This window comes from Mesorhizobium sp. ES1-4 (assembly GCF_020164745.1).
In the GTDB taxonomy this organism is placed as follows: Bacteria; Pseudomonadota; Alphaproteobacteria; order Rhizobiales; family Rhizobiaceae; genus Mesorhizobium.
In genome coordinates this window covers 55,510-80,145 of record NZ_JAIUGV010000021.1, presented here as the reverse complement: position 1 = coordinate 80,145, position 24,636 = coordinate 55,510, and the positions used below count along the sequence as shown (strand labels likewise).

19 protein-coding genes and 1 pseudogene are annotated in these 24,636 nt (G+C 64.5%); 12 read left to right on the top strand and 8 right to left on the bottom strand.

Going from position 1 to position 24,636, the window contains the following annotated elements:
- A pseudogene (locus tag LB556_RS28435) lies at nt 1-317 on the bottom strand (chloride channel protein); the annotation flags it as partial.
- 163 nt (nt 318-480) lie between these two features.
- On the opposite strand from LB556_RS28435, the gene LB556_RS28430 reads away from it, so the two are divergent.
- From LB556_RS28430 to LB556_RS28420, 3 genes are all read left to right on the top strand, one after another.
- A complete protein-coding gene (locus LB556_RS28430) occupies nt 481-912 on the top strand; it encodes a MarR family winged helix-turn-helix transcriptional regulator (RefSeq protein WP_224570891.1) in 432 nt (143 codons plus the stop codon).
- A gap of 103 nt (nt 913-1,015) precedes the next feature.
- Entirely contained in the window at nt 1,016-1,321 is a 306-nt protein-coding gene (locus LB556_RS28425) for a hypothetical protein (RefSeq protein WP_224570890.1), read from the top strand.
- Between the two features lie 33 nt (nt 1,322-1,354).
- Nucleotides 1,355-2,254 carry an RNA polymerase sigma factor gene (locus tag LB556_RS28420; RefSeq protein ID WP_224570889.1) on the top strand — a complete coding sequence of 300 codons (900 nt, stop codon included), beginning with the start codon at nt 1,355-1,357 and terminating at the stop codon, nt 2,252-2,254.
- Nucleotides 2,255-2,280: 26 nt separating this feature from the next.
- On the opposite strand, the gene LB556_RS28415 is transcribed toward LB556_RS28420, so the two are convergent.
- Nucleotides 2,281-6,234: an AsmA family protein gene (locus tag LB556_RS28415; protein ID WP_224570888.1), complete on the bottom strand. Its 3,954-nt coding sequence runs from the start codon at nt 6,232-6,234 to the stop codon at nt 2,281-2,283.
- 134 nt (nt 6,235-6,368) lie between these two features.
- On the opposite strand from LB556_RS28415, the gene LB556_RS28410 reads away from it, so the two are divergent.
- Nucleotides 6,369-7,331 (top strand): Dyp-type peroxidase, encoded by a 963-nt coding sequence (locus LB556_RS28410; RefSeq protein WP_224570887.1) that lies wholly within the window; start codon nt 6,369-6,371, stop codon nt 7,329-7,331.
- A 42-nt stretch (nt 7,332-7,373) separates the two neighbouring features.
- On the opposite strand, the gene LB556_RS28405 is transcribed toward LB556_RS28410, so the two are convergent.
- Complete coding sequence (locus LB556_RS28405) at nt 7,374-8,789, bottom strand: FAD-binding oxidoreductase (RefSeq protein WP_224570886.1); 1,416 nt, start codon at nt 8,787-8,789, stop codon at nt 7,374-7,376.
- A gap of 161 nt (nt 8,790-8,950) precedes the next feature.
- Between LB556_RS28405 and LB556_RS28400 the strand changes: the two genes are divergently transcribed.
- Together LB556_RS28400 and LB556_RS28395 are read left to right on the top strand one after the other, a co-directional pair.
- Nucleotides 8,951-9,436: a thioesterase family protein gene (locus tag LB556_RS28400; protein ID WP_224570885.1), complete on the top strand. Its 486-nt coding sequence runs from the start codon at nt 8,951-8,953 to the stop codon at nt 9,434-9,436.
- Nucleotides 9,437-9,687: 251 nt separating this feature from the next.
- The gene (locus LB556_RS28395) at nt 9,688-9,885 is read left to right on the top strand and encodes a hypothetical protein (protein ID WP_015317249.1); all 198 of its coding nucleotides are present in this window, start codon (nt 9,688-9,690) and stop codon (nt 9,883-9,885) included.
- 216 nt (nt 9,886-10,101) lie between these two features.
- Here the strand turns inward: LB556_RS28395 and LB556_RS28390 are convergent, their stop codons facing one another.
- Nucleotides 10,102-10,581, bottom strand: a complete 480-nt coding sequence (locus tag LB556_RS28390) for an Lrp/AsnC family transcriptional regulator (protein WP_224570884.1) — start codon at nt 10,579-10,581, stop codon at nt 10,102-10,104.
- A gap of 89 nt (nt 10,582-10,670) precedes the next feature.
- On the opposite strand from LB556_RS28390, the gene LB556_RS28385 reads away from it, so the two are divergent.
- From LB556_RS28385 to LB556_RS28370, 3 genes are all read left to right on the top strand, one after another.
- On the top strand, nt 10,671-11,588 hold the full coding sequence (locus LB556_RS28385; protein ID WP_224570883.1) for an EamA family transporter: 918 nt from the start codon (nt 10,671-10,673) through the stop codon (nt 11,586-11,588).
- Nucleotides 11,589-11,732: 144 nt separating this feature from the next.
- Complete coding sequence (locus LB556_RS31940; protein ID WP_318011332.1) at nt 11,733-12,881, top strand: sensor histidine kinase; 1,149 nt, start codon at nt 11,733-11,735, stop codon at nt 12,879-12,881.
- A complete protein-coding gene (locus LB556_RS28370; protein ID WP_224570882.1) occupies nt 12,878-13,321 on the top strand; it encodes a response regulator in 444 nt (147 codons plus the stop codon). The genes LB556_RS31940 and LB556_RS28370 overlap by 4 nt, the downstream gene beginning before the upstream one ends.
- 9 nt (nt 13,322-13,330) lie before the next feature.
- Here LB556_RS28370 and LB556_RS28365 read toward each other — a convergent pair whose 3' ends face one another.
- Nucleotides 13,331-14,224, bottom strand: a complete 894-nt coding sequence (locus tag LB556_RS28365; RefSeq protein WP_224570881.1) for a dienelactone hydrolase family protein — start codon at nt 14,222-14,224, stop codon at nt 13,331-13,333.
- Between the two features lie 412 nt (nt 14,225-14,636).
- Between LB556_RS28365 and LB556_RS28360 the strand changes: the two genes are divergently transcribed.
- Nucleotides 14,637-15,074, top strand: a complete 438-nt coding sequence (locus LB556_RS28360) for a hypothetical protein (RefSeq protein ID WP_224570880.1) — start codon at nt 14,637-14,639, stop codon at nt 15,072-15,074.
- Between the two features lie 31 nt (nt 15,075-15,105).
- On the opposite strand, the gene LB556_RS28355 is transcribed toward LB556_RS28360, so the two are convergent.
- Nucleotides 15,106-17,421 carry a glucose/quinate/shikimate family membrane-bound PQQ-dependent dehydrogenase gene (locus tag LB556_RS28355; RefSeq protein WP_224570879.1) on the bottom strand — a complete coding sequence of 772 codons (2,316 nt, stop codon included), beginning with the start codon at nt 17,419-17,421 and terminating at the stop codon, nt 15,106-15,108.
- A gap of 259 nt (nt 17,422-17,680) precedes the next feature.
- Between LB556_RS28355 and LB556_RS28350 the strand changes: the two genes are divergently transcribed.
- Entirely contained in the window at nt 17,681-20,404 is a 2,724-nt protein-coding gene (locus tag LB556_RS28350) for an ATP-dependent helicase (RefSeq protein WP_224570878.1), read from the top strand.
- A gap of 39 nt (nt 20,405-20,443) precedes the next feature.
- Here the strand turns inward: LB556_RS28350 and LB556_RS28345 are convergent, their stop codons facing one another.
- Together LB556_RS28345 and LB556_RS28340 are read right to left on the bottom strand one after the other, a co-directional pair.
- A complete protein-coding gene (locus LB556_RS28345; protein ID WP_224570877.1) occupies nt 20,444-20,758 on the bottom strand; it encodes a hypothetical protein in 315 nt (104 codons plus the stop codon).
- 123 nt (nt 20,759-20,881) lie between these two features.
- The gene (locus LB556_RS28340; RefSeq protein WP_224570876.1) at nt 20,882-22,435 is read right to left on the bottom strand and encodes a trimethylamine methyltransferase family protein; all 1,554 of its coding nucleotides are present in this window, start codon (nt 22,433-22,435) and stop codon (nt 20,882-20,884) included.
- Between the two features lie 479 nt (nt 22,436-22,914).
- Between LB556_RS28340 and LB556_RS28335 the strand changes: the two genes are divergently transcribed.
- Nucleotides 22,915-24,384 carry an esterase-like activity of phytase family protein gene (locus LB556_RS28335; protein WP_224570875.1) on the top strand — a complete coding sequence of 490 codons (1,470 nt, stop codon included), beginning with the start codon at nt 22,915-22,917 and terminating at the stop codon, nt 24,382-24,384.
- Nucleotides 24,385-24,636: the final 252 nt, after the last annotated feature.

Here is a 24,636-nt window from a genome sequence, read left to right as displayed (position 1 = left end):
GCCTCGATGGCCTCGGGAATGCCGTGGCCGCGGATCTTCTCGCTGCCATAGCGCGCCATCAGGCCGATGATCAGCGCCCCGATGACCGGAACGAAAATTGCAGCAAGCCCGAGCGGCGTATCCTGGAGCTTCAACTCGGCAAGTGAGAACTGGCCGAAATAGGCGACGTTGGTGGCCAGCCGGATCAACTTCAGCAGCACGATACCGGCAAACAGCCCGGCGGTTGCCACCACCACCGCTATCGCGGCCACGATCAGCACTCGGACATCCGTGGTGAAATCCCTGAGATGACCGGGATTGGAGTGGTGGGTCTTCATGGCGGCTTTGCTTCCTTACGGCGGCGGTGTCTGATTCTGCGGCACGATCGATGGAGCCAGCCGGTTGCGGTCGGCTATATATCGTAACACGACATATCTGTTCAAGCTGGTTCTGTTCGAAATTTCATTTGAGCTTTCACCGGAAAACGAAGACATCTCCGACATGACACAGCCGCCCAAAACATCACGCCCCGCCATTAGGCAATCCGACTACCAGCGGCTGTCCGAATTCCGCTACCTGATCCGCCGCTTCCTGGAATTCAGCCAGGTGCAGGCCGAACATGCCGGCCTGACCACGCGCCAGCACCAGGCGCTGCTGGCGATCAAGGGATATCCTGGCGGCGGGCCGGTGACGGTAGGCGACCTGGCGGAACGCCTGCGCATTCGCCATCACAGCGCCGTCGAACTGGTCAACCGTCTTGGCGAGGCAGGACTGGTCACCCGCGATCAGGACAGGGACGACCATCGCCGCGTGCTGCTGCGGCTGACCGAACGCGCCGACGATTGCCTGGCGGAACTGTCTGCCGCGCATCTTGACGAGCTCTCGCGCATAGAACCCATGCTGCGGCGTCTGCTCGACGGGGGCCAAGGCTGATGCCCGGCGTCCGTGCGGGGATGCCGAACTATTTTTTCGCAATCCGAATCCTTTGGCCTGGCCGCGGCGTCTTGCACACGCGACAGCCAAGGGAGCCGATGCGATGAAACACCAATTGATACGCTACAGGACGAAGCCGGACCGCGCCGACGAGAACGAGCGCCTGGTCCAGGCTGTGTTCGAGGAACTGCGCGGCAAATCGCCGGAAGGTGTTCGCTACATGACCTGGCGCTCCGGCGACGGCACGTTCGTCCATCTCGTCGAGATCGAAACCGACGGGCATGCCGACATCATCCCCGGGCTTGCCGCTTTCGAGGCCTTCCAGAATGGCATCAACGATCGCTGCATCGACCCTCCGCATCGCGACGTGATGACAGTGGTGGGCCATTATCGGATGCTGGATGAATAGCCCGAACAGAACCACGTCAAGAACGGCCGGTACATGAACAGCCAGGGCGAAATCCGCGAGCCTTTCGACCGCTTGTTCGGCGAGTTGCGTCCCAAACTGCATCGTTACTGCGCCCGCATGACGGGCTCGGTCATCGATGGCGAGGACGTCCTGCAGGAGGCGCTGACCAAGGCATTCGAGGCCTTGGCCGGCGCCGGGCCGATCGCCAATCCCGAAGGCTGGCTGTTTCGCATCGCCCACAATGCGGCGCTCGATTTCCTGCGCCGCCGCGCCCGTGAAAAGACTTTCTCCGACGAGGAGCCGGACATGATCGCCGACCCGGCAAATTCCATCGCCGACCGGCAAGCCGCGGCGGCCGGATTGCACAGTTTCATGCGCCTTCCCGTCGCGCAACGAAGCAGCGTCATCATGATGGATGTTCTGGGCTATTCGCTGCGGGAGATCAGCACCATGCTCGACATCAGCATCCCCGCAATCAAGGCCGCGCTGCATCGAGGCCGCGGCCGGTTGCGTGAACTCGCCAACGAACAGGACGATCGTCCCGTTCCCAGGCTAAGCGCAACGGAGCGCCTGTTGCTCGACGCCTATGTCGACCGCTTCAACGCGCGCGATTTCGACGCCGTGCGAGACATGTTGGCCGACGAAGTGCGGCTGGAACTGGTGGCCAGGGCAAGGCTAACCGGCCGCAGGGAGGTGGCCACCTATTTCGGCAACTATTCCCGGGTGCGGGACTGGCATTTCCAGCCTGGTTTCGTCGAAGACCGTCCGGCAATCCTCGTGCGCGATCCCAATGACCTCGCGGCGGCGCCGACATACTTCATCCTGCTGGGTTGGCAGGGCGGCAGACTTGCCACCATCCGCGACTTCCGCCACGCCAGATACGTCGCTGACGGCGCCGAAACCCTGTTCTTTGAGACGATGCTTGTCGGGTGAGCAGCCGGAAAGCCTGGCGCAGCAGTCTACTGCAGCGACTTCAACAGATTGTCGACCGTGAACGGATTGGCTTTCGGCTTGGCCGGAGGGTTATCGTTGGCGGGCGACTGCTCGGCCTTGGGCGCCTGTTGCGCCGCCTTGCGCTCGGCTTCGAGCCTGGCTTTTTCCTGGGAGGCAATGCGCATCGCCTCCTCCGCCTTTTGGCGCTCCTGCTCGGCCTGTGCCTTGGCCGCTTCGTCGGCGGCCTGCTGTTCCGCCGCCGCCTTCGCCTCGGCATCGGCCCTGGCTTTCGCGTCGGCGTCGGCCTTGGCTTTTGCTTCCGCGTCGGCCTTCGCCTTGGCATCCGCTTCGGCCTGGGCCTGAGCGGCGGCTTCCGCCTCCGCCTTGGCGTCGGCCTCTTCCTCCTGCTGGCGCAGTTCTTCAGCGGCCTTGTCGCGGGCATCCTGAAGGGCCGCGTAATAACGCACCTCGCGCCGCAGCCGCTGCTTTTCGAGTAGCGCGGCCTGCATCGCCTCGACGCGTTGCTGTTCTTTTTCCAGCGCACGCTGGGTCAGGAACTGCGCCAGCGGCTCGCTGTCGAATTGTCGTTTCACGGCGCCGAACGGCCCCTCGGCGGTGAAATTCACGGCCGGTTCGGAGCCGACCAGAGCTTCGTCGCCAGGCCGGTAGGTGATCGCGCCCTTGGCCGAAACCGTGCTGGTGTTGAGGTTCGCCATGATGTCGGCCGACAAGGTCGCCGCCGGATTTTCAAGGCTGATCGGCGGCGCTCTGAGCGTCCCGCCGGCAATCGTGAAGGCGACCTCGGCGTCCCCGGCGGCGAAGCTGCCGTCGGCGGCAATGGCAGGCGCGAAGCTGGCGGTCTTGGCGGCATCGATATCGCGGCCGATCGCATCCGCCTTGGCGAGGAATGCACCAAACGCGTCAGGATTGACCCCGGCAATCCGCAAGCCCTTCAGCGTCGCCGTGCCGGACCCTGACAGAGCGGCGACCATTGCGTCGACCGACTTGCCGCTGGTCGACAGCGTCGTCGAGAAATCGCCGCTGCCGCCGATGCCCGCATCCGGCAACACATCAGGCAGATCGGCGCCCGTCAGTTTCAGCTCTCCGGTAAGAAGGCCGGTGCCATCATTGTTCTTCAACTCAAACAGGCCCGAGAGCGCCCCGCCAAGGAATTTGGCCCTGAGATCGGCGACGCGAATGGCCTCCTGGTCGAGCTTGAGCGAGAAGGCCGCGTCATAGGCGGCGGCGAACGGGCCGGCGGCCAGCGAAGCCGTGGTCAGGTCGAGATCGGCGGTGAACGGCAGGCTGGACTTCTGGCTGAATGGCGCCGACGGCCACGCACCGGCCCTGTCGGCCTTGTTGTTTTTGCCGGCTCCGTTCTTGTCCACGAGAAAAGCGGAATCGCCAAACAGCGCCACCGCCATGGGATCGAGGTCGAGTTCGTCGAGCGCCAGCGCCCCGGCCAGATGCGGCACGCCGTCCTTGCCGTCGCCCCCCTGCTTGACATCGAGATTGATGTCGCCGGACACGGCCGCCTCGTTGATGGCGCCACTGAGCCCGGAGAGCACCAGCAGCCCGCTGCCGTAATCGGCCTGCGCGGCCAGCGATGTCGACATGCCGGCGCCCATGCCGGGCAGGCCGATGCCCGTCGTCATCAGCCAGGGTTCGATATCGGAGGCGTCGAGGTTGACACTGCCCTTGGCCACCGGGCCTTGCGGCGTATCGGCCACCGTCCCCTCGAAGCCGGCCTTGAAGTCATTGCCGGCAAGGCTGAAGCTCGTCGCCAGGCCGCCGCCAAACGTGCCCTTGGCCTGGATGTCGGTGCTTGCTTCGCCCAGCATGCCGAGCGGCAGCGCCGGCAGGCCGTAAAGCGCCAGCAAGGCGGTTGCGTCCGGATTCCTGGCATTGAAAGTCAGTGTCACCGGCGCGTCGGCAAGCTTGTCCACCTCGCCCTTCCCCGACAGCGATGCCGAAAAGGCCGAGCCGCCGGCCTTGCCTTGCCCGCTCACCGCAAGGCCCGTGGTGCCGTCGCCATTGTCGGCGGCGCTGGCCACGAGGTCGACACGCGCATCCTGGAACAGATCGGGATAAGCGGCGGCGCGGCCTGCCAGCCCCTTCAGCACCGCATTGTCCGGATAATGCCGCGCGGCGACATCGATCAGTGGCTTCAGGTCGACGGCGACCACCGAGGCGTTGAGCTTGCCGGTCGGGCTCGCCGGAAAATCCTTGATCCGGCCGGTGGCGCTGATCGAAGCGCCGGCCAGTCCGCCGACCGACAGCCGGTCGATTTCGAGCAGCCCGTCCCGCAGCCTTAGCGCGGTATCGACCGTATCCGCGGTGAAGCCACCGGCGCTGACAGGACCGGCCTTGATCTGGAAATCGAGGTCGCTGTTGGCAAAACGGTTGGCACCCTTGTCGCTGACGAAGATCGAGGCGAAGGCCGCCAGTCCGTCGACATCGAGTTCACCGCCCTCGAGCCGCATCAGCACCGAGGGCTTTGCGTCGTCAGGCTGGCTGGAATCGATGCGGCCGGAAAACTTCGCCTTGCCCAGGATCAATTCGAGATCGCTGAAGGACTGATGGTTTTCCGAGAGATCGACCTTCGCCTTGAAGCCCGCGGCAGGCAGACGGCGGATCGCCTCGTCGACATCCTTCGACAGCCATGCCGCGAAACCTGAAGGTTGCGCCACGGCCAGCAGCAACGAGCCGGTGAAGCCGAAATGGCCTTGCACGTTGAGCATGACCTTGCCATCGGCTTCCAGCTTGGTGCGGCCCGGCAAAGTCGCGGCGAGCGATTTCACCGACCAACCGTCATCGACCGGCTCGGCGGAAAGATGAACGTCGCGCACCGTGGTGTCGCCGGCCACCACCGCCGGCAGCTTGACCTCGACCGTACCGGGAATGGTCGGCTTCGGCAGATCGAGCAGCGCCTGCTCGAGCCCGGCGATACGCTGGTCCAGGGTCAGGCCCTCACCCGCCTGGCCGCCCACCGCCTCGTCGAGCTGAACCTGTGCGCCATTGGCCTCTATGGCGAAGCTCGGTTTCAGTCCGAGATCGACCGAGGCCTTGCCGTCGGCGGTGTAGGGATTGTCGAGCGGGCCGGTCTCGAAACGGAATTCGTCGACGCCAAGCTTCTGGTGGTCGAGCGAGAACTTTCCGTTCAGCCGAAAGCCCGGATCGGGTTTGCCGGCGCTGACCTTCACCGTCTCGCCATCCGTGCCGCGCAACTCGGCTGAATTCTTGTCGGCGCCTGAAATCTTGAACTGGCCGGAATAGACGGCCGCACCGTTGACGATACCGGCGTTGCCGTCGGTCTCGATGACCAGCGGGTAGGCATCGGGGTCCGCTTTCACCCGAAGCCGCAACTGCCCGGACGGTTCGGCCTTGCCGGTCGAGGCCGCGACCGTGGTGCGCAAACCGTCCAGCAGCAACGTGCCGTCCATGTGCCACGGACCGGCCAGCGACTTGGCCGAAATGGTCGAGTTGATCTCGGAAAAGATATGGCTGCGGCCGCCGGCGGCATGGCGCAGTTCGATCTGCCCTTCCGTCACCGTCAGCTTCTCGATCGAGATCTGGGCGGGGTCGAAGGGCGAGGAAGGCCGCATCGCCCAGTCGACGGTACCATTGGCCGCAATGTCGATGGTCGCCTTCGGTCGCACCAGCCGCATGTCGAAAATCAACACCTCCCCGCGCAGGAAGGGTGCGAGTTCGGCGTCCATCGAAAACGTCTCGACAGTCATGGCCGGCTGGCCGCCGGGACCACCGGCGACGGCGACGTTCGAAAAGGTCACCGAGGGAAACGGCAACAGCCTTGCCGTGGCGTCGCCCCGCACGGTCACCTTGCGGCCGAGGATGGCGCTTGCCTCGCGCTCGAACTCGGCGCGGTAGCCGGTCCAGTCGACAAAATACGGCACCACCAGCGCCGCGCACAGCACCAGCACGAACAGGCCACCGAAGATCACGAACAGGCGGGCGAGCATCAGCTCCGAACAGGTTGATTGAAATTCTTGCCGCACTCTACCCGCATCCGCGTGTCGATAAAGAGGCAATTCACCCAGTATTGCGTCAGGTCGGACGATCTGAAACAAATCCGGGGAAAAGTGGAGATTTCAGGATGTCGGGCAAGAACTGGGACCGTGTGCCGATCGATGCCCAGAGCATCGATGCCCCGCTTTCGCAGTCGGCGATTTTCCTTGTCGTCACCGTCGCCGGCGAAGCGCCGGCCCTGGCCAGGGCTTGTTCCGTGCTCGGCGAACTTGACGACCTGGTCAAGAATGTCGGATTCCGCGACCTTGGCGGGCGCCTGTCATGCATCGCCGGTATCGGCCGCGATCTCTGGGACCGGCTCAGCCCCGCCCGGCGGCCGCTGGAGCTGAAGTCGTTCGCACCGATCAAGGGCGCGGTCCATTCGGCCCCCTCGACACCGGGCGACCTGCTCTTCCACATCCGCGCCGAGCGCCCCGACATGTGCTTCGAATTCGAACGCATCCTGCTCGACAGGCTTGGTCCGGGTGTGAGCGTCGTCGACGAAGTGACGGGCTTTCGCTATTTTGACGCCCGCGACCTGCTCGGTTTTGTCGACGGCACCGCCAATCCGACCGGCCTCGATCTGCCCGCCTCGGCGCTGGTCGGTGACGAGGATGCCGACTTTGCCGGCGGCAGCTATGTCGTCGTCCAGAAATATCTGCACGATATGCAGGCCTGGGCGCGCATTCCAACGCCCGAGCAAGAAGCGATCATCGGCCGCACCAAGATCGACAACATCGAAATCGATGACGATGACGCGCCGCGCAAATCGCACAAGTCGCTGGCCACCATCGAGGATGCCGACGGCAACGAATTCGACATATTGCGCGACAACATGCCGTTCGGCAGGCCGGGGCAGAACGAGTTCGGAACCTACTTCATCGGCTACAGCAGATATCTCTGGGTCACCGAGAAAATGCTGCAGCGCATGTATGTCGGCGACCCTCCGGGCGCCTACGACCGGCTGCTCGATGTCTCCACGCCGCAGACCGGCACGACCTTCTTCGCCCCCACCCGCCCCATGCTGCAGACGCTCGTTCGGGCGAAGTAGGAGACGCTTACCGCCGGACGGTAGAGAAGCGGCTGGCGGCTGTTAGCCCGCATCACGCAATATCTTGCCAGGGTTCATGATATCAAGCGGATCGAGCGCCTGTTTGATGGTGCGCATGATGTCGACGCCATGGCCGAGTTCATGGCGCAGGAAGCCGATCTTGCCCTGGCCGATGCCGTGCTCGCCGGTGCAGGTGCCCTCCATGGCGATCGCCCGCATGTTGAGACGCGAAACGAACTTCTCCGACAGCGCGATCTCCCTGGGATCGTTGACGTCCATCAGCACCAGCACGTGAAAATTGCCGTCGCCGGCATGGCCGACGATCGGTGCGATCAGCCCCATTTCGGCGATGTCGGCCTCGGTTTCCATGACGCATTCGGCAAAGCGCGAGATCGGCACGCAGACATCGGTCGACAGGCCCTTGGCGCCCGGCCGCAAGGTCAGCGACGCCCAATAGGCGTCGTGCCTGGCCTTCCACAGTTTGGTCCGCTCCTCGGCGACGCTGGTCCACAGGAACGGCCCGCCGCCATTTTCCTCCGCGATCATGCCGAAGGTCTCGGCCTGCTCGGCAACGCCGGCGTCGCTGCCGTGGAACTCGACGAACAGGCACGGGCTCTCGGGATAGTCGAGCTTGGAATACGTCTTCATCGCCCGCATCTGCAATGCGTTGACCAGTTCGATGCGCGCCACCGGGATGCCCATCTGGATCGTCGCGATGACCGCGTTGCAGGCGGCCTCGACGCTCGGAAACGGGCAGACGCCGCCCGAGATCGCCTGCGGAATGCCTTGCAGCTTGAGGGTCAGCGCGGTGATGATGCCGAGCGTGCCTTCCGAGCCCACGAGCAGCCGGGTCAGATCATAGCCGGCCGAGCTTTTTTTCGCGCGCTTGCCGGTCGTAACCGTCTCGCCGTCGGCCATCACGGCGGTCAGCGACAGCACGTTCTCGCGCATCGTCCCGTAGCGCACCGCATTGGTGCCCGACGCCCGCGTCGCCGCCATGCCGCCGAGCGAGGCATTGGCGCCCGGGTCGATCGGAAAGAACAGGCCGGTGTCACGCAGGTGCCGGTTGAGATCCTCGCGCGTCACGCCTGGCTCGACCGTGCAGTCGAGATCCTGCGGATTGACCGAAAGAATGCGGTTCATCCGCGACGTATCGACCGAAATGCCGCCACCCGGCGCATTGGTGTGGCCTTCCAGCGAGGAACCGACGCCGAACGCGATCACCGGCACGCGGTGGGCCGCGCAGGCGCGCACGATTTCCTGCACCTCGGCCGTCGTCTCCGGGAAAGCGACACCGTCGGGCGCCTGCGTCGGAATGTAAGTCGTCGTATGCGCGTGCTGCGAGCGGATGGCCTGCCCGGTCTGCAAGCGCTCGCCCAGCCTTTGCTTGAGGATGCCGAGCACCGCCGCGATGCCTTCCTCGTTGCGTTCGACCGGATTGAGGTCGCTCAGAGCCATGAAATCCTCCGCGAATGGACCAGCATGCATGCTTGTCATGCAGCTATGGATGCCTAAAGCAATTGCAGGAAAAGCGCATAGCGCTTTCCCCAGGGAATTGCGTCAGAATGAAAGACACTCACCGGTTACGCTCTGTCCGGCACCAGAACAAGGAAGTTTCGATGTCCATCCCCGCCCCCTTCGTCTCCAGGCCCACGGACATCGAGAAGGACTGGATCGACTATAATGGCCATCTCAACATGGCCTATTACAACGTCCTGTTCGACCGCTGCTCGGACGAGGCCTTCGAGGCGATGGGCATGGGCCTGGACTATGTGAAGGAGCGGCGCCTGACCATCTACACCGCCGAAGTCCATGTCTGCTACGTGCAGGAATTGCACCTGGACCACAAGGTCACGGTCTCCTTCCAGCTCATCGACCATGACGAGAAGCGGCTGCGGGCCTACCAGGAAATCCGCCATGTCGATGGCTGGCTTGCCGCCACGTCCGAGACCCTGTCATTGCATGTCGATATGTCTGGCCCGAAAGTGGCGCCCTTCCCGGCCGATGTGCTGGCCAGGATCGAGGCCATGCGCGCCGCCCATTCGGTGCTGCCGATGCCCGAACGCGCCGGCCGCTCGATCGCAATCAAGCGCAAACAGGGCTGAGCCGAATCCGCCGCTTTGTCAGACGCGACGATCGATCTGGCTTTAAAGCCACACTGTCGAACCAAAATAGCTGCCCCCTCAAATCCCTCCGCATCGGTTGCTTGAAGCGGTTTGGCGCCCACGTTAACCTTACCAAGGTTTTAACGTGAACAAGCCGTTTGAGCCGTTGAACGACTCAGCGGAGCGGTCGAAAACGATCCGCATCGAGTTGGGATGCGGGCGGCGGGGCAAAGCCGGTTCGAGGAACGTGCATGAAAACCGACATCAAGGTCGAGGTGGACAGGCTGGCGGCCGATCCGCGCATATCAGACTATGATTTCTGGCGTTCGCTCAAGAACGTCGACAACGAGATCTTCCACATCGCCAACAACAACGAGCCGATCCCGTTCGACATGATCCGCTGGCGCAGCATCTTGAAACGCGCCCGCCTGAAGCGAGGCCACGCCTAGGGCGGGCGATTTCGATCGCCGTCTGGCGTCGGCATTCTTCCCGTAGATTGGTGCTGCTCATCACTGCCCTGCCGGGCATTTCTCCTAGTATAGGGACCGGAGAAAGATGCTGCCGTTACCGATTTCGCCAATTATCGGCGTTGCAGGAGCGGCGCCGATGTTGATGCCGGCAGGCAGATGAGGGGCGGCGCGACGTTTCAAGCAACATCTCACGAATCAAGCCTGCCGCCTGATCGCCGCCAGCGGCGAGCGCGCGATCACCGGCGACGACTGGATGATCGCCGTGTTCGTCATCGCATGGGGGATGATGCGGTCGATCACCCGTTCGAGTTCGGCCACCGAGCCGACATGCGCCAGCGCGATGAAACAGTCCTCGCCGGTCACGCGGTCGCATTGTGCGATTTCCGGCAGGCCGCGGATGATCTCGGCCACGACAGCCAACTGCCCCGGCACCGGCCGGATGCGCAGCCATGCCGACAGTTTCAGGCCAAGGGCCGCGGGATTGATCTTGACGCTATAGGCTTCGATCACGCCGTTCTCCTGCAGCCGCTTGATGCGCTCGGCCACACTCGGCGCCGACAGGCCGACCGAGCGCGCCAACTCCGCCGTACTGACGCGCGCGTCCTCTTCCAGCAGGCGTAGTATCTTCATGTCGGCCGCATCAAGGTCGGCATTTTCGGTTCGAAGGCGTTTCACGAAAAGCTCCTTGCTTCCGGAACATAAACGACCTGAAATGGCGCTCATCATCCATATAAACCGGAAAGATCGGCTGCGATACTCATCCGATGAATGACCAGACGCGAGCCCCGGCTGCCGGTCCCGACATTGCCAGGCCCGCTCGTGCCGGCGCTGTTGCCGGCAGCCTGGCGACAAGATTGCCGCCGCATCTCTGGTTCGCGATCAGCGCGGTCTTCCACTATCTTGGTCCGGCCTTCGCCGTGCTGCTTTTCCCGCATGTCGGTGTGCTCGGCATGGCGTGGCTGCGCATCGCCACGGCGGCACTGATCTTCGCGCCGCTGACCCGCCCCTGGCGAACCTTCGCCCGCGGCGGCTCACGGACGCGGCTTCTGCTCCTTGCCTTCGGCGCTTGCCTGGCGGTGATGAACTGCTCGTTCTACCTGGCGCTTGACCGCTTGCCGATCTCGCTGGTGGCCGCAATTGAATTCGTAGGCACCATCGCCATTGCGCTGGTCGGCCTCAGGAGCGCTCGCAATCTGGCCGCGCTTGCCGTAGCCGTCACCGGCACCTTGCTGTTGATCGACATCAAATGGTCAAGCGACCCGGTCGGGCTGTTCTGGGCCTTCCTCAACGGCGCGCTCTTTGTCGGTTACATCGTGCTTGGTCACCGTATCGCCCGCGCCGGCGGCGGCATCGCCGGCCTGGGCGCTGCCATGGCAATCGCCTTCGTTGTCGTACTTCCGATCGGCGTCAGCGACGCACTGCCCGCCTTTTTCTCGCCGCCGCTGCTCGTCGCCGCCGTCGGTGTCGGCGTCTGCTCATCCGTCATCCCCTACATCTGCGATCAGCTCGCCATGACGCGGCTACCGCGCGCGAGCTTCGCGCTGATGCTGTCGCTGCTGCCGGTCACCGCCACGCTGATCGGCGTCGTCGTGCTGGGCCAGATTCCCAGCCCCATCGATTGCCTCGGCATCATACTGGTGGTCGCCGGCGTCGCCTTCCACAAGCCAGCACCTGCGCCCTAGCGTCAGGAAATCCTTTCCTGCCAATCTGTTGCGAAAATTCGCCGTTGGTTCCCGCCTGCGACGAACTGCGGCAAGGCGCTCAAGATTGAACCAAATCTGACTTCTGGCCGTTGTCTCCCACGAAAAATGGCTTGGAGTGACGCTATGGACTGGAAACGGACCAGGGAACCGGCCGACGCATGGCACATGACCGACGACCTTCATGTCGAGCAAGGCAAGGGCGATCCCTTCGCGGCGGCCATCCGTGCCACGCGCATGTCGATGATCATCACCGATCCGCGCCGGCAGGACAATCCGATCGTCTTCGCGAACGACGCCTTCCTGCGCCTGACGGGATACGAGCGTCATGAGGTTGTCGGCAAGAACTGCCGCTTCCTGCAGGGACCCAGGAGCGACAAGGAAGCCATCGCACAGATACGCGCCGCGATCGCTAACGAAACCGATCTCAGCGTCGATATCCTGAACTATCGCAAGGACGGCTCCACCTTCTGGAACGCGCTCTACATCAGCCCGGTATCCAACGACAAAGGCGAATTGCAATTCTTCTTTGCCTCACAGCTCGATGTTTCGGACCGCAAGCGCTCGGAGCATCGCATCACGGCGGACAAGGATCGTTTCGAGAAAGCTGTGAAGGAGCGCACCGCCGAGCTCGAGGCTGCCCTCGAGGCGCAGACCACGCTTCTGCATGAGGTCGACCATCGCGTGAAGAACAATCTGCAGATGATCTCCTCGCTTATCCTCATGCAGAGCCGCACCGTCAGCGACGAGAATCTGAAACGTTCGCTAGGCACGATGCTGGAGCGCATCGAGGCGCTCAGCACCGTGCACCGCCGGCTCTATCAGTCCAAGGATGTCAGCAGGTTCGATGTCTCGGACTTTGCCAGGGATCTCATCTCCGACCTGCTGACAGCTTCGGGACGGTCGGAAATCAACCCGACGCTCGACCTCGAGCCCATCGTGATTCCGGCCGAGAAGGCGACGCCGGTGGCGCTGATGGTCAACGAACTGGTCACCAACGCGCTGAAGCATGCCTTCAAGGAAAGGCCGGACGGCACGAGATCGGGCAGCATCGGCATCAAGATGAGCCAGCCCGACGGCCACTTGAACATCGAGGTCTCGGATGACGGCGTCGGCATGGCCGATGCCACTGGCGACGCCTCGTTCGGCATGCGGCTGATCAAATCGCTCGCCCGCCAGTTGCGTGCCGAAATCGAATGGCGCGATGCCGGTCCCGGCACCCGCGTCGTCATCTCGATGCCGAACGGCCCCCAGCCAAAAGGAAACCAGTCATGATTGAACCACTCAAGGTCCTGATCGTCGAGGACGAGGCGCTGCTGGCCATGGAGTTGGAGACCCTGGTCCAGGATGCTGGACACAGCGTCGTGGGCTGGGCAACATCGCTGGCCGAAGCAAAGGACATGGTCGATACCACGCAGGCCGACATCGCCTTTGTCGACATCCATCTCACCGATGGACCGACCGGCATCGACGTCGCCGAATATATCGGCGACAAGAACTCGATGGTCGTCTTCATGACCGCCAACCCGAAGCGCATTCCCGACCATTTTGCCGGCGCCATCGGCGTCATCGCCAAGCCCTATACGATGAGCGGGCTGACCTCCGCCCTGCGTTATCTGCAGGAAGGCGTGCGGCGCCCGCCGCCGACATCGGAGCGCCCGGCCGGCTTCACCCTGTCGCCGGCCTTCGAGATGGTCTGGGCGCCGGCCGCGTGACGGCGGTGGTCATGCCAGCTTCTGCTTGAGGAACGCGATCGTCCTGCCCCAGGCGAGATCGGCCGCCTTCTTGTCGTAGCGCGCCGCCGAGGTGTCGTTGTTGAAGGCATGGTTGGCGCCTTCGTAGACATAGATCGTGTATTCCACATGCGCGGCGTCGAGTTCCTTCTTGAAGGCGTCGATGCCGGCATTGGTGCGCTCATCGAGCCCGGCATAATGCAGCAGCAATGCGGCCTTGATCTTCGACACGTCGGCGGCCTTCGGCTGCATGCCGTAATAGGCGACGCTGGCGGCCAGATCCGGCGCGTTGACGGCCAGCATGTTGGCCGTCCCGCCGCCCCAGCAGAAGCCGATGGCGCCGACCTTGCCGTTGCCGTCCTGGTCGGCCTTGAGAAAGGCGACCGTCGCCACGCCGTTGGCCACGGTCCGCGCCGGGTCGAGTTTCGTGAACATGTCGCGCGCCTTGTCCTCATCGGTGGGCGTGCCGCCGAGCGGCGATAGGAAATCGGGCGCGAGCGCCACGAACCCCTCCAGCGCCACGCGCCGGGCGACGTCGCGGATATGCGCATTTAGCCCCCTGTTTTCATGGATGACGATAACGGTACCGAGCTTGCCGGTCTGGTTAGCCGGTTTGACTAGGTAGCCTTTCATCTCGCCGCCGCTGCCGGCATAGGTGATGTCCTCGCCCTTCACGCGGGCATCGTTTTCGGCCACGATTGCCGCCTGGGCGGAATTCGCCGCCAGCATCGGCGCGATCGCGGCAGCCGCCGCGCCCGATCCGGCAAGCCTGGTCAACTGCTCCATGAAGCGGCGGCGATCCAGCGTCAGATGCGTGTATTCGTCATAGGCGTCGATCATCGCCTGGGTGATGACGGGTCTGTCCGTGGTGGCCGATTTTGTCATGCGCGCGCTCCTCGATCTCGCTGTCTCTACTGTGGTGTTGCCGTCCCCAACATAGGGGCGAGCCGCGCATCGTCCAGTCACGGCACGGGGCCGCTTCCGCTCCCTAACGAACGCGGCAAACAAACATCACGTTTTGGTCATCGGTGATAAATCTTGATGTCGCCGCCACAATAGTGGGGGAAACTGCCTGGCCGGCCGCCCCCTTGGCGCGGGCATGGCTTTGATAAACCTATCCGAAAGGAACAATGCCATTGACCATGACCTCGCCGATCCTGGCAACGGCCGTCGTCGTCGTGGCCGCCGTTCTGACTATGCGAGCGGCCGTTGTCGCGGCGAGCCGGAAGCCATGGTCAAGGTTCGCAGCCGCCAGGGCCATCCGGCAAACACGAAAACCCAAGGGTGAGGTAAAGTCATGGACGTACAGGATATCGTGAGCACCGTTTCGCAGAAAGCGGGCCTCGACCAGGCAACGACCGAAAAGGTCGTCGGCACCATTTTCTCGGTGCTTGAGCACGAGGCGGACGGCACCAGCGCGTCCCAGCTCTTCGCCAAGATTCCGGGCGCCGACGCGCTGGCGCGGAAATATGACGTCATGGCCGCCACCCCGGCCGGCGGCGGTGGCGGGTTCCTGTCTTCGCTGCAGGGCGCGATTGGCGGCGTTCTCGGCGAAAAGGCGGGCGCGCTGGTCAACGGCCTCGCCGCGCTCAAGGCCTCCGGCCTCGACATGACACAGATCCAGAAGGCTGGCGAGACTTTGATCCAGCAGGCCGAGGCCGCCGCCGGCCCCGATTTGACCAACGAGGTGCTCGGCTCGGTACCAAGCCTGAAGAGCCATCTGGGGCTCGGCTGATCTTCGGTTCGCCGAACCTACCCGGCACCGCCTACTTCGGCAGCGCGTAGGCCATCACATAATCGCCCGGCTTGGTGCCAACCGAGCCGTGGCCGCCGGCGACGATGACCACGAACTGGCGCCCGTCCGCGACCGTATAGGTCATCGGCGTCGATTGCCCACCGGCCGGCAGCCGCGCCCGCCAGAGCTGCTTGCCCGATGTCAGGTCATAGGCGCGCAGATAATCGTCGACGGCGGCACCGAGGAAGGCGACACCGCCGGCGGTGATAATCGGCCCGCCAATGCCGGGCACCCCGACCTTCAGCGGCAACGGCAGCGGCGTCATGTCGTAGACTGTGCCGTTGCGGTGCTTGTAGGCGATCGCGCCGGTCCTCAGATCCACGCCGGCGACATAGCCCCAAGGCGGCGCCTGGCACGGAATGCCGAGCGGCGACAGGAATGGTTTCATCACCACCGCGTAAGGTGCGCCTTCGTTACGGTTCAGCCCCTGCTCGCTGCCCTTGGCGTCGCTCGGCGGCGGTACATCGGCGCGGGGGATCAGCGTGGATGTGAAGGCGAGATAGGTCGGCATGCCGAACATCACCTGGCGCACCGGATCGACCGCCACGCCGCCCCAGTTGAAAGTGCCGAAATTGCCGGGATAGATCAGCGATCCCTGCAGCGAGGGGGGCGTGTAGCGGCCTTCATAGCGTAACTCGTGGAGCGCGATCCGGCAGGCCAGCTGGTCGAACATGGTGATGCCCCACATGTCGGCATCGGTCAGCGGCTTCGGGTTGAAGGAAAGGTCCGAAGCGGGCTGCGTCGGCGATGTGTGGTCGCCCTCGATGGCCCCGCCGGGCGCCGGCACTTCTTTCACCGCGATCACCGGCTCGCCGGTGCGCCGGTCGAGCACGTAGAGGTCGCCCTGCTTGGTCGGTCCGACCAGCGCGGGCACGACGGAGCCATCGGCCTTGGTGATATCGACCAGGCTCGGCTGCGCCGGCACGTCCATGTCCCAGAGGTCGTGATGCACGGTCTGCCGCACCCATTTCAGCTGCCCGGTGTTGAGGTCGAGCGCGGTGATCGAGGAGGAGAATTTCTCGACATTGGCGCTGCGACCCATGCCGAGCTGGTCCGGTGTCTGGTTGCCGAGCGGCACGTAAAGCAGGCCGAGCTTTTCGTCGGCGCTGGGCGTCGACCACATGTTGGGTGAGTTGGCGGTGTAGGTCTGGCCAGGCGGCAGCGGCGTCGTCTGGTCCGGATTGCCGGAATCCCAGTTCCACAGCAATTTGCCGGTGCTTGCATCATAGGCGCGGATGACGCCCGACGGCTCCTGCGTCGAATAATTGTCGTTGACCGCGCCGCCGACGATGATCTTGCCGCCCGCGATCAGCGGCGCCGAAGTCGAGTAGTAATAGCCCGACTTCGGGTATGGCATGCCGGTCAGGAGATTGAGCGTGCCGCCCTCGGCGAAGGCGGGGCAAAGCTGGCCGTTGGCGGCGTCGAGCGCGATCAGCCGCGCATCCGAGGTCGGCAGGTAGACGCGCGCCGCGCAGGGCTGACCGGCGGCGCCGCCGGCATCGGCATAGTAGGATACGCCGCGGCAGGTCTGATGCTGGCGGTCCTTGTCGAGCTTGATCTTGGGGTCGAAGCGCCACTTCTCCTTGCCGGTCGCCGCATCGATGGCGATGGCGAAATTGTGCGGCGTGCAGATGTAGAGCGTGTCGCCGACTTTAAGCGGTGTCACCTGGTAGGTGGTCTCGCCGACATCGTTCGGTCCCTTCACGTCGCCGGTGCGGTAGGTCCAGGCCGGCTTCAGGTTGGCGACATTGTCCGGCGTGATCTGGTCGAGCGGCGAATAGCGCTGGCCGAACTGAGTGCGGCCGTAATAGTGCCACTCGCCGGCCGGCACATCGCCGCCGAGATTGGCGTTGGGCATCACCTTGTCGGTGTCGAGCGCGCCGGCGATGTCTTTCGGGTCCGTGGTCATCGAATAGCCGGCCACCGCCAGCGACGCCAGCACGGCAAGGATCAGCGGCGCGCGGCCGTCCGGACCGGCAAGGCCGCGCCGCGCCCATGGCGTCAGCAGCCACAGCGCCACGAGAACGATGATACCGCCGCGCGGACCAAGTTCCCACCAGTCGAAGCCGGTTTCCCAGACCGCCCAGGCCAGCGTGCCGAGCACGATCGCCGCGTAGAGCCAGAGTGCCGTGGAACGGCGCCGGTAGAGCAGCCAGGCGGCGACCAGGAAGGCGAGACCGGCGATGATGTAGTACCAACTGCCGCCCAGCGAAGCCAACCAGATGCCGCCCGCGCCAAGCGCCAGGCCGATGAGGAGGAGGATGAGGGAGGTGACGGTGACAGCCAAGATGATACTCCTTCGACTGTTGCGCGCATGGTGGCGGCCCTGGGCAACCCCACATTGCGTGCTGCCCCCCTGCGCAACTTTCTCCCGACCGCCGCGCCTGTCAAGCATAGGTCATCGGCTCGCGGCGGCAACCTCGTTTCGCCCGCGGATGTCCACAACGCCCGCTGCCATACGCTCAAGTCGCGGTATCAGGCACTTTACCGGAACAAAACGTAGACAGTTCTGGTCTTTCGCCGCCGAATCACTACATTCGGGGAAGATGTCCGGCTTTTCGGAAGACATGCCCTTTTTCGATGAACCCAATGCGCGGCCCCCGGCCCCGTCGGGCATCGCCGCGCGCGCCATGGCTGCCCGCGGCGGCCAAAACAATGCGCCCGACTATCTCAGGGGGCTGAATCCCGAGCAGCGGCTGGCGGTGGAGACCACGGAAGGCCCGGTTCTTGTGCTGGCCGGCGCCGGCACCGGCAAGACCCGCGTGCTGACCACCCGCATCGCCCACATCCTCGCCACCGGCAAGGCCTTCCCGTCGCAGATCCTGGCCGTCACCTTCACCAACAAGGCCGCGCGCGAGATGAAGCAGCGCATCGGCATCCTGATCGGCGAAGGCAATGTCGAGGGCATGCCCTGGCTTGGCACCTTCCACTCGATCGGGGTGAAGCTGCTGCGCCGCCACGCCGAGCTTGCCGGCCTGAGATCCGACTTCACCATCCTCGACACAGACGACGTCGTGCGGCTGATCAAGCAGCTCATCCAGGCCGAGGGGCTGGATGACAAGCGCTGGCCCGCCAAGCAGTTCGCCCAGATGATCGACGGCTGGAAGAACAAGGGCCAGGGCCCGGCCGACATCGCCGAGGGCGATGCGCGCAGCTTCGCCAATGGCAAGGGCCGCGAGCTCTACAAGGCCTATCAGGAGCGGCTGCGGACGCTGAACGCCTGCGATTTCGGCGATCTGCTCTGCCACCCGATCCGCATCTTCCGCGCAAATCCCGATGTGCTGAAGGACTATCACCGGCGCTTCAAATACATCCTCGTCGACGAATACCAGGACACCAACACCGCCCAGTACATGTGGCTGCGCCTCCTGGCGCAAAGGCCGCAATCCTCCCCCCTCGAGGGGGAGGTGCCCGCGAAGCGGGCGGAGGGGGTCGCCGCAGAAGGCACCGTCAAGGCGTCGAGCACTGCCGCGCGGACTCCACCCGACCGGGCTTCGCCCGGCCACCCTCCCCTCAAGGGGGAGGGAAATTCGCGCCAGGCCACCGTCAACATCTGCTGCGTTGGCGACGACGACCAGTCGATCTATGGCTGGCGCGGCGCCGAGGTCGACAACATCCTGCGCTTCGACAAGGATTTTCCCGGCGCCACCATCATAAGGTTGGAGCGCAATTACCGCTCGACCGCGCACATATTGGGCGCCGCTTCCCATCTCATCGCTTACAATGAAGGCCGTTTCGGCAAGACGCTGTTCACCGACCGCAACGATCCCGAGGACGGCAAGGTCAACGTCCACGCCGCCTGGGATTCGGAGGAGGAAGCCCGCGCCATCGGCGAGACCATCGAGGCCTACCAACGCCCCGACAGACAAGGGAACCGGCATAATCTCAACGACATGGCGATCCTTGTCCGCGCGTCCTTCCAGATGCGCGCCTTCGAGGACCGCTTCATCACGCTTGGCCTGAACTACCGCGTCATCGGCGGCCCGCGTTTTTACGAGCGCATGGAAATCCGCGATGCGCTGGCCTTCTTCCGCGTCGTCGCCAACAGCACCGACGACCTCGCCTTCGAACGCATCGTCAATGTGCCCAAGCGCGGCTTGGGCGAAGCGACCATACGCCAGATCCACGACACGGCGCGCGGCTTGCGCATCCCGATGCTGGCGGCGGCGGGCACACTTGCCGAAAGCGACGAGCTGAAGCCGAAACCACGCGCCGCGCTGCGCGAGGTCGCAGCCAATTTCGAGCGCTGGCAGAAGGCGCTGGAAACGACGCCGCACACCGAACTCGCCGAGACCATTCTCGAGGAGAGCGGCTACACCGACATGTGGAAGAACGACCGTTCGGTCGAGGCACCTGGGCGGCTGGAGAACCTGAAGGAACTGATCCGCTCCATGGAGGAGTACGAGTCGCTGCGCTCGTTCCTCGAACATGTCGCGCTGGTCATGGATGCCGAGCAGAATGCCGGCCTCGATGCCGTCTCCATCATGACGCTGCATTCGGCCAAGGGCCTCGAATTCGACACCGTCTTCCTGCCCGGCTGGGAAGAAGGCCTGTTTCCCCACCAGCGCGCGCTGGATGAAGGCGGCCGCTCCGGGCTGGAGGAAGAGCGCCGCCTGGCCTATGTCGGCCTGACTCGGGCGAAGAAGAACCTGCATATCTGGTTCGTCTCCAACCGTCTCATCCACGGCCTGTGGCAATCGACGATCCCGTCGCGCTTCCTCGAGGAACTGCCGGACGCCCATGTCGAGGTCGCCGAAGCCGGCAACTCCTATGGGGGTTACGGCAATCCCTATGGCGGCGGCTCGTTCGCGTCCGGCCGTGGCGGTGGCCAAGGGGCGGGACGACAGAACCCGTATGGCGCCTCGCGCTTCGACAATATCGGCGGCAATCCGGGCAGCGGTGAAAAATCCGGCGCCTTCTCCAACACCTATTCGACGCCCGGCTGGCAGCGCGCGCAGGCCAACCGCACCGAGGCGACCGACCGCAACTGGGGCACGCGCTCAGGCCATCAGGTCGAACGCATCGGCTATGGCGAGACAGACTCCGGCTACGGCGCCGGCCGCACCAGCGTGAAGGGCCGCACCATCGACGGTGAACTGGTCGCCAAATCCGTCTCCGACACGCCGTCGGCCTTCAGCGTCGGCGACCGTGTCTTCCACCAGAAATTCGGCAACGGCAATATTTCAGCCATCGAAGGCAACAAGCTGACCATCGACTTCGACAAGGCCGGCCAGAAACGCGTGCTGGACGGGTTTGTGGCGGCGGTGTGAGGTGGGTTGCTGCTAGCCTCGTAGGGCTGGGTTCCGGCCTCAATCCACCTTCTTCTCGCCCGCCTCCCCGGCCTTCACGATATCCCCTGTCGTGAACAGGATTTCCTTCAGTTCCACGCGCCAGTCCGTCTTCCGGCGCAGCAGGAATTCGAGGTCCATGCCGAAATGCTTGAACTCCTCGCTCTGCGCATTCTTCATGATCGCCTTGGCCTGCGGGTCCTTTTCCACCGACATGCGTTGTTCGTACCAGCTGATCGCTTCCGCCTCCTCGATCAGCGACGTGATCATGCGGGCAAAGGTCCGCACTTCCTGCGACAGTTCTTGCGGCGGTTCGTGATACTGGTCGAAACCCATGTCGTCCTCCCTCAACGGCTCGCGAATGGAGCCAGGCGTTGGCCCGCGTCCATGAATGCGCGGGAGGCGCGGTGGGTTCCGGGACACCGCCACAATTCTGGGGCGACGAACAGGCAAGCCGTCTCACGACACCGGCGCTGCTCCACCCTCCTCGGTGCGTCGCGCGATGAACGCGTCCAGCACGCCTGACGTTGCCACCGCTGTCGCCGGCGGCTCGAAATCGGCGAGGATGCGCTTCCAGACGCCGGTGGCGCGTTCGGTGGCGGTCTTTGATCCGCCTTGCGTCCAGTTGCCGAAGTTCGACCAGTCGGCGACCAACGGCTCGTAGAAAGCGGTGCGGTAGCGCGCCATGGTATGGCCGGCCGAGAAGAAATGGCCGCCCGGCTGCACTTCGGCGATCGCGTCGAAGCCGATGGAATCGCTGTCGCCGGGCGTCGCGGCGCAAAGTTCCGCGATCGTCTGCAGGGCTTCGACATCCGTGACCAGCTTCTCCAGCGAGACGCTCAATCCTCCCTCCAGCCAGCCCGCGGCATGGATGCACATCGTCGCCCCGGCCAGCACCGAGCCCCACAGCGCGAACTGCGTCTCGTGTGCCGCCTGCGCGTCCGAGATGTTGGCGGCGCTGCCGCCGCCGGACCGCCAGGGAAGCCCGGTAAAGCGCGCCAGCTGGCCGGCGCCGAGCGTCGCCTTGACGTGCTCCGGCGTGCCGAAGGCGGGTGCGCCCGACTTCATGTCGACATTGGACGAGAAGGAACCATAGATCACAGGCGCGCCGGGGCGCACGATCTGCGCCAGCGTCAGGCCGGCCAGCGCTTCGGCATGCTGCAGCGCCAGCGCGCCGGCCACGGTGATCGGCGCCATCGCTCCCGCCAGGCAGAACGGGGTGATGACGGACACCTGCCCGGCTCTGGCGAAATCGATGATGCCTTGCGCCATCGGAATGTCGAGCTGGCGCGGCGAGTTGGTGTTGATGACGGTGTAGCAATGCGCGCCCGAGCGAAACTCATCTTCCGACAGGCCGCGTGCCAGCCGGATCATCTCGAAGCCGTCCTGGACCTGCGGCGTGCCACGCGCGAAGACGAAGGGGAACTTGTCGGACAGCGTCAGCTGCGCACGGTTGACGGCATAGTGACGGAAGCGGTTGTCGACGTCCTGCGGCTCGACGCAGGGCCCCAGCATGTGCAGCACGTCGAAATGCTGCACCATCTTGATGAACTCCTCGAAGGCCTCGAGCGTGCCGGGACGGCGTCCGCGTTCGAGATCGGTGACGTTGGGCGCGCCGGAGCCTGCCAGGAACGTCATCGAACCCAGTTCGAGGGACAGGTCGCGGTCACGCGCGCCGGCATAGGCATGGATCGATCGCGGGGCGGAGGCGAGTGCGGCCACCACCATGTCGCGGCCGATGCGCACCATGTCGGTATCGGAATCGACCAGGGCGCCGGCGCGGGCAAGCACCTCGCGCGCCTCGGGCAACAGCACCTTGATGCCGAGTTCCTCCAGCACGCGCAGCGCCGTGTCGTGGATCGACGCCACCTGGTCGTCGGAAAAGATCGGCTGCGGCAGAAACGGGTTCTTCAGCGAGCGGTAATCGGGCCGGCGGCTTGATTCACTCCCGGCCTCGCCCATGCGTCCGCGCCGGCGTTCGCGCCTGCTGTCCCGCGCCGCGTCATCGACCATCGAAATTCCTCCTCAATGCCGCCTCGCCTTGCCCTAGGGATCACAGGCGAGGCCGCGATAACCCGCGCCGGCCGCGACGCCGACAATGTGCACGCAAAACGCCGTCCCCTCCCCGGCGAAACCGTCGTCCACCAACGCCAGCGCGACGCTCTTGCACTCGTGTAGCCAAGACCGCCCCGAGGTAAGGAAGCCGACGCGGCTTCCACCCGGTCGGCTCGAAGCCGGCATCATATAGGCACTGGACATATGTGTCCAGCACGCCCGACAGGCTCGCAGGCAGATCGATGATTTCACGCTATCCGGCGTTTTTGCCGGCACATGGAGACGCCCGCGGACCTGCATCGCGCGCTGTCACGCAAGCATCATGTTGACGCCTTAGATCGCTTTCGGGGAGGCGCTCGCGGCATCATCGATGCAGCCCCTCTTTCCGTTTTGTCCTTCGGCCGCTCCGGCACGCTTCGTCACAAAGAGGATTGTCCATGAAACACCTGCACCGAACCGCATCGCTCGGCATCGCGCTGGCCTTGTTCACCGATCTGACGCCGGCGCTTGCCGAAGGCGTGGCCTACATCAACAAGGGCCTTGTCGGCGTCGGCCGCATGCCGGCCGACCAGCGCGACAAGTTCGGTGAGACCTTTGGCTCCGCCTCCGGCATGGCGATCGACACATCAGGCTGGACGCATGAAGCGGGTACCTACAAGGGGTCGCTCTGGCTGCTGCCCGACCGTGGTTACAACGTCGAGGGCACCACCGACTATCGCCCGCGCCTCAACACCGTCGGCATCGAATTCACGCCTGTCGCCCCGAGTGCCGCTCCCGCGGCCGGCCAGGAACAGACGGGCGTCAAGGCGACGCTTGCCGACACGATACTGCTCACCGATGACAAGGGCGCCGATGCCACCGGCCTCGATCCGCTGTCGGATGTACGCCCGGCCGCCGGCGACATGCCGATGCTGCCCGTCGCCACCAACGGCAAGCTCGCTCTCGACAACGAGGCCATCGCGCGGCTGCCCGACGGTTCGATGTTCATCTCCGACGAGTACGGTCCCAACATCTACAGGTTCTCCGCGCAAGGCCGCCTGATGTCGGCGACCCAGCCGCCGGCGGCGCTTGTGCCGATGCGCAAGGGAACGCCGAACTTCTCCTCCGACAACCCCGGCCCTGGCGCCGCCGACCCTGATCCCAAGGATCCCGAAACCGGCCGCCAGAACAACCAGGGCCTCGAAGGCATGGCAATGACGCCGGACGGCAAGTTCCTGATCGCCGTGCTGCAGTCGGCGACAAGGCAGGACGGCGGTGATTCCCCTGCTACCAGGCAGAACACCCGGGCGCTGGTATACGACGCCTCCGACCTCGCCCATCTCAAGCTCGCGCACGAGTATGTCGTGCCGCTGCCGGTGTTCAAGGATGCCAAGGGCAAGACCAAGGTCGCCGCGCAGAGCGAGATCATGGCGCTTTCCGACACGGCCTTCCTGATGCTGGCGCGCGACAGCGGCAACGGCCAGGGCCTGAAGAAGGGTGACGCCTCGCTCTACCGCCAGATCAACATAGTCGACGTGTCCGGCGCAACCGACATCGCAGGCGGCCCCTTCGACGCCGCCGACAAGCCGGTGGCGCCCAAGGGCGTGCTTGATCCCTCGATCACGCCGGCCAAGCTGACGCCGTTCATCGACATCAACGACGCCGCGCAGCTTGGCCGCTTCGGCCTCCACAATGGTGGGGCGAAGGACCGCAACGAGCTTTCGGAAAAGTGGGAAGCGATGTCGGTTGCCAGCGTCCTCGACCCGAAGCTGCCCGACGATTATTTCCTGTTCGTCGCCAACGACAATGACTTCCTCGCCCAGGACGGCTTCCAGGTCGGCGCCCCCTACAAGGCCGACGACGGCGCCGATGTCGACACCATGTTCCTGGTCTATCAGGTCACTCTGCCGGGTCTCGGCAAGAAGTAACGATCACTGCCGGGCGGGCGCGTCGTTTGGCGCGTCCGCCCGGCAGGTGGCGAAGCCCTTTTCAAAAACGCTGCCTCCTTCCGCACGCCGGCATCGATCGCCCCGCGGTCTCGCTCGACACGGTCGTGATCTTGCCGGCAGCCGACAGGTCGGGGGCGCACGAGGACCTGTCGCGAGCGCCTTGGACCGACACTCCCGCCTACATCGACCTGTCCGGTTGAATCTGCGATCATAGCACACCGGACTCGAGGC

What these genes read in the sequence shown, in the direction of transcription:
- LB556_RS28410 (WP_224570887.1), top strand. Translation starts at nt 6,369, where the DNA reads ATGTCGGGCAAGAACTGGGACCGTGTGCCGATCGATGCCCAGAGCATC.
- LB556_RS28340 (WP_224570876.1), bottom strand. Translation starts at nt 22,435, where the DNA reads ATGGTCGATGACGCGGCGCGGGACAGCAGGCGCGAACGCCGGCGCGGA.
- LB556_RS28400 (WP_224570885.1), top strand. Translation starts at nt 8,951, where the DNA reads ATGTCCATCCCCGCCCCCTTCGTCTCCAGGCCCACGGACATCGAGAAG.
- LB556_RS28365 (WP_224570881.1), bottom strand. Translation starts at nt 14,224, where the DNA reads ATGACAAAATCGGCCACCACGGACAGACCCGTCATCACCCAGGCGATG.
- LB556_RS28425 (WP_224570890.1), top strand. Translation starts at nt 1,016, where the DNA reads ATGAAACACCAATTGATACGCTACAGGACGAAGCCGGACCGCGCCGAC.
- LB556_RS28405 (WP_224570886.1), bottom strand. Translation starts at nt 8,789, where the DNA reads ATGGCTCTGAGCGACCTCAATCCGGTCGAACGCAACGAGGAAGGCATC.
- LB556_RS28430 (WP_224570891.1), top strand. Translation starts at nt 481, where the DNA reads ATGACACAGCCGCCCAAAACATCACGCCCCGCCATTAGGCAATCCGAC.
- LB556_RS28335 (WP_224570875.1), top strand. Translation starts at nt 22,915, where the DNA reads ATGAAACACCTGCACCGAACCGCATCGCTCGGCATCGCGCTGGCCTTG.
- LB556_RS28345 (WP_224570877.1), bottom strand. Translation starts at nt 20,758, where the DNA reads ATGGGTTTCGACCAGTATCACGAACCGCCGCAAGAACTGTCGCAGGAA.
- LB556_RS28395 (WP_015317249.1), top strand. Translation starts at nt 9,688, where the DNA reads ATGAAAACCGACATCAAGGTCGAGGTGGACAGGCTGGCGGCCGATCCG.
- LB556_RS28370 (WP_224570882.1), top strand. Translation starts at nt 12,878, where the DNA reads ATGATTGAACCACTCAAGGTCCTGATCGTCGAGGACGAGGCGCTGCTG.
- LB556_RS28360 (WP_224570880.1), top strand. Translation starts at nt 14,637, where the DNA reads ATGGACGTACAGGATATCGTGAGCACCGTTTCGCAGAAAGCGGGCCTC.
- LB556_RS28415 (WP_224570888.1), bottom strand. Translation starts at nt 6,234, where the DNA reads ATGCTCGCCCGCCTGTTCGTGATCTTCGGTGGCCTGTTCGTGCTGGTG.
- LB556_RS28385 (WP_224570883.1), top strand. Translation starts at nt 10,671, where the DNA reads ATGAATGACCAGACGCGAGCCCCGGCTGCCGGTCCCGACATTGCCAGG.
- LB556_RS28420 (WP_224570889.1), top strand. Translation starts at nt 1,355, where the DNA reads ATGAACAGCCAGGGCGAAATCCGCGAGCCTTTCGACCGCTTGTTCGGC.
- LB556_RS31940 (WP_318011332.1), top strand. Translation starts at nt 11,733, where the DNA reads ATGGACTGGAAACGGACCAGGGAACCGGCCGACGCATGGCACATGACC.
- LB556_RS28350 (WP_224570878.1), top strand. Translation starts at nt 17,681, where the DNA reads ATGTCCGGCTTTTCGGAAGACATGCCCTTTTTCGATGAACCCAATGCG.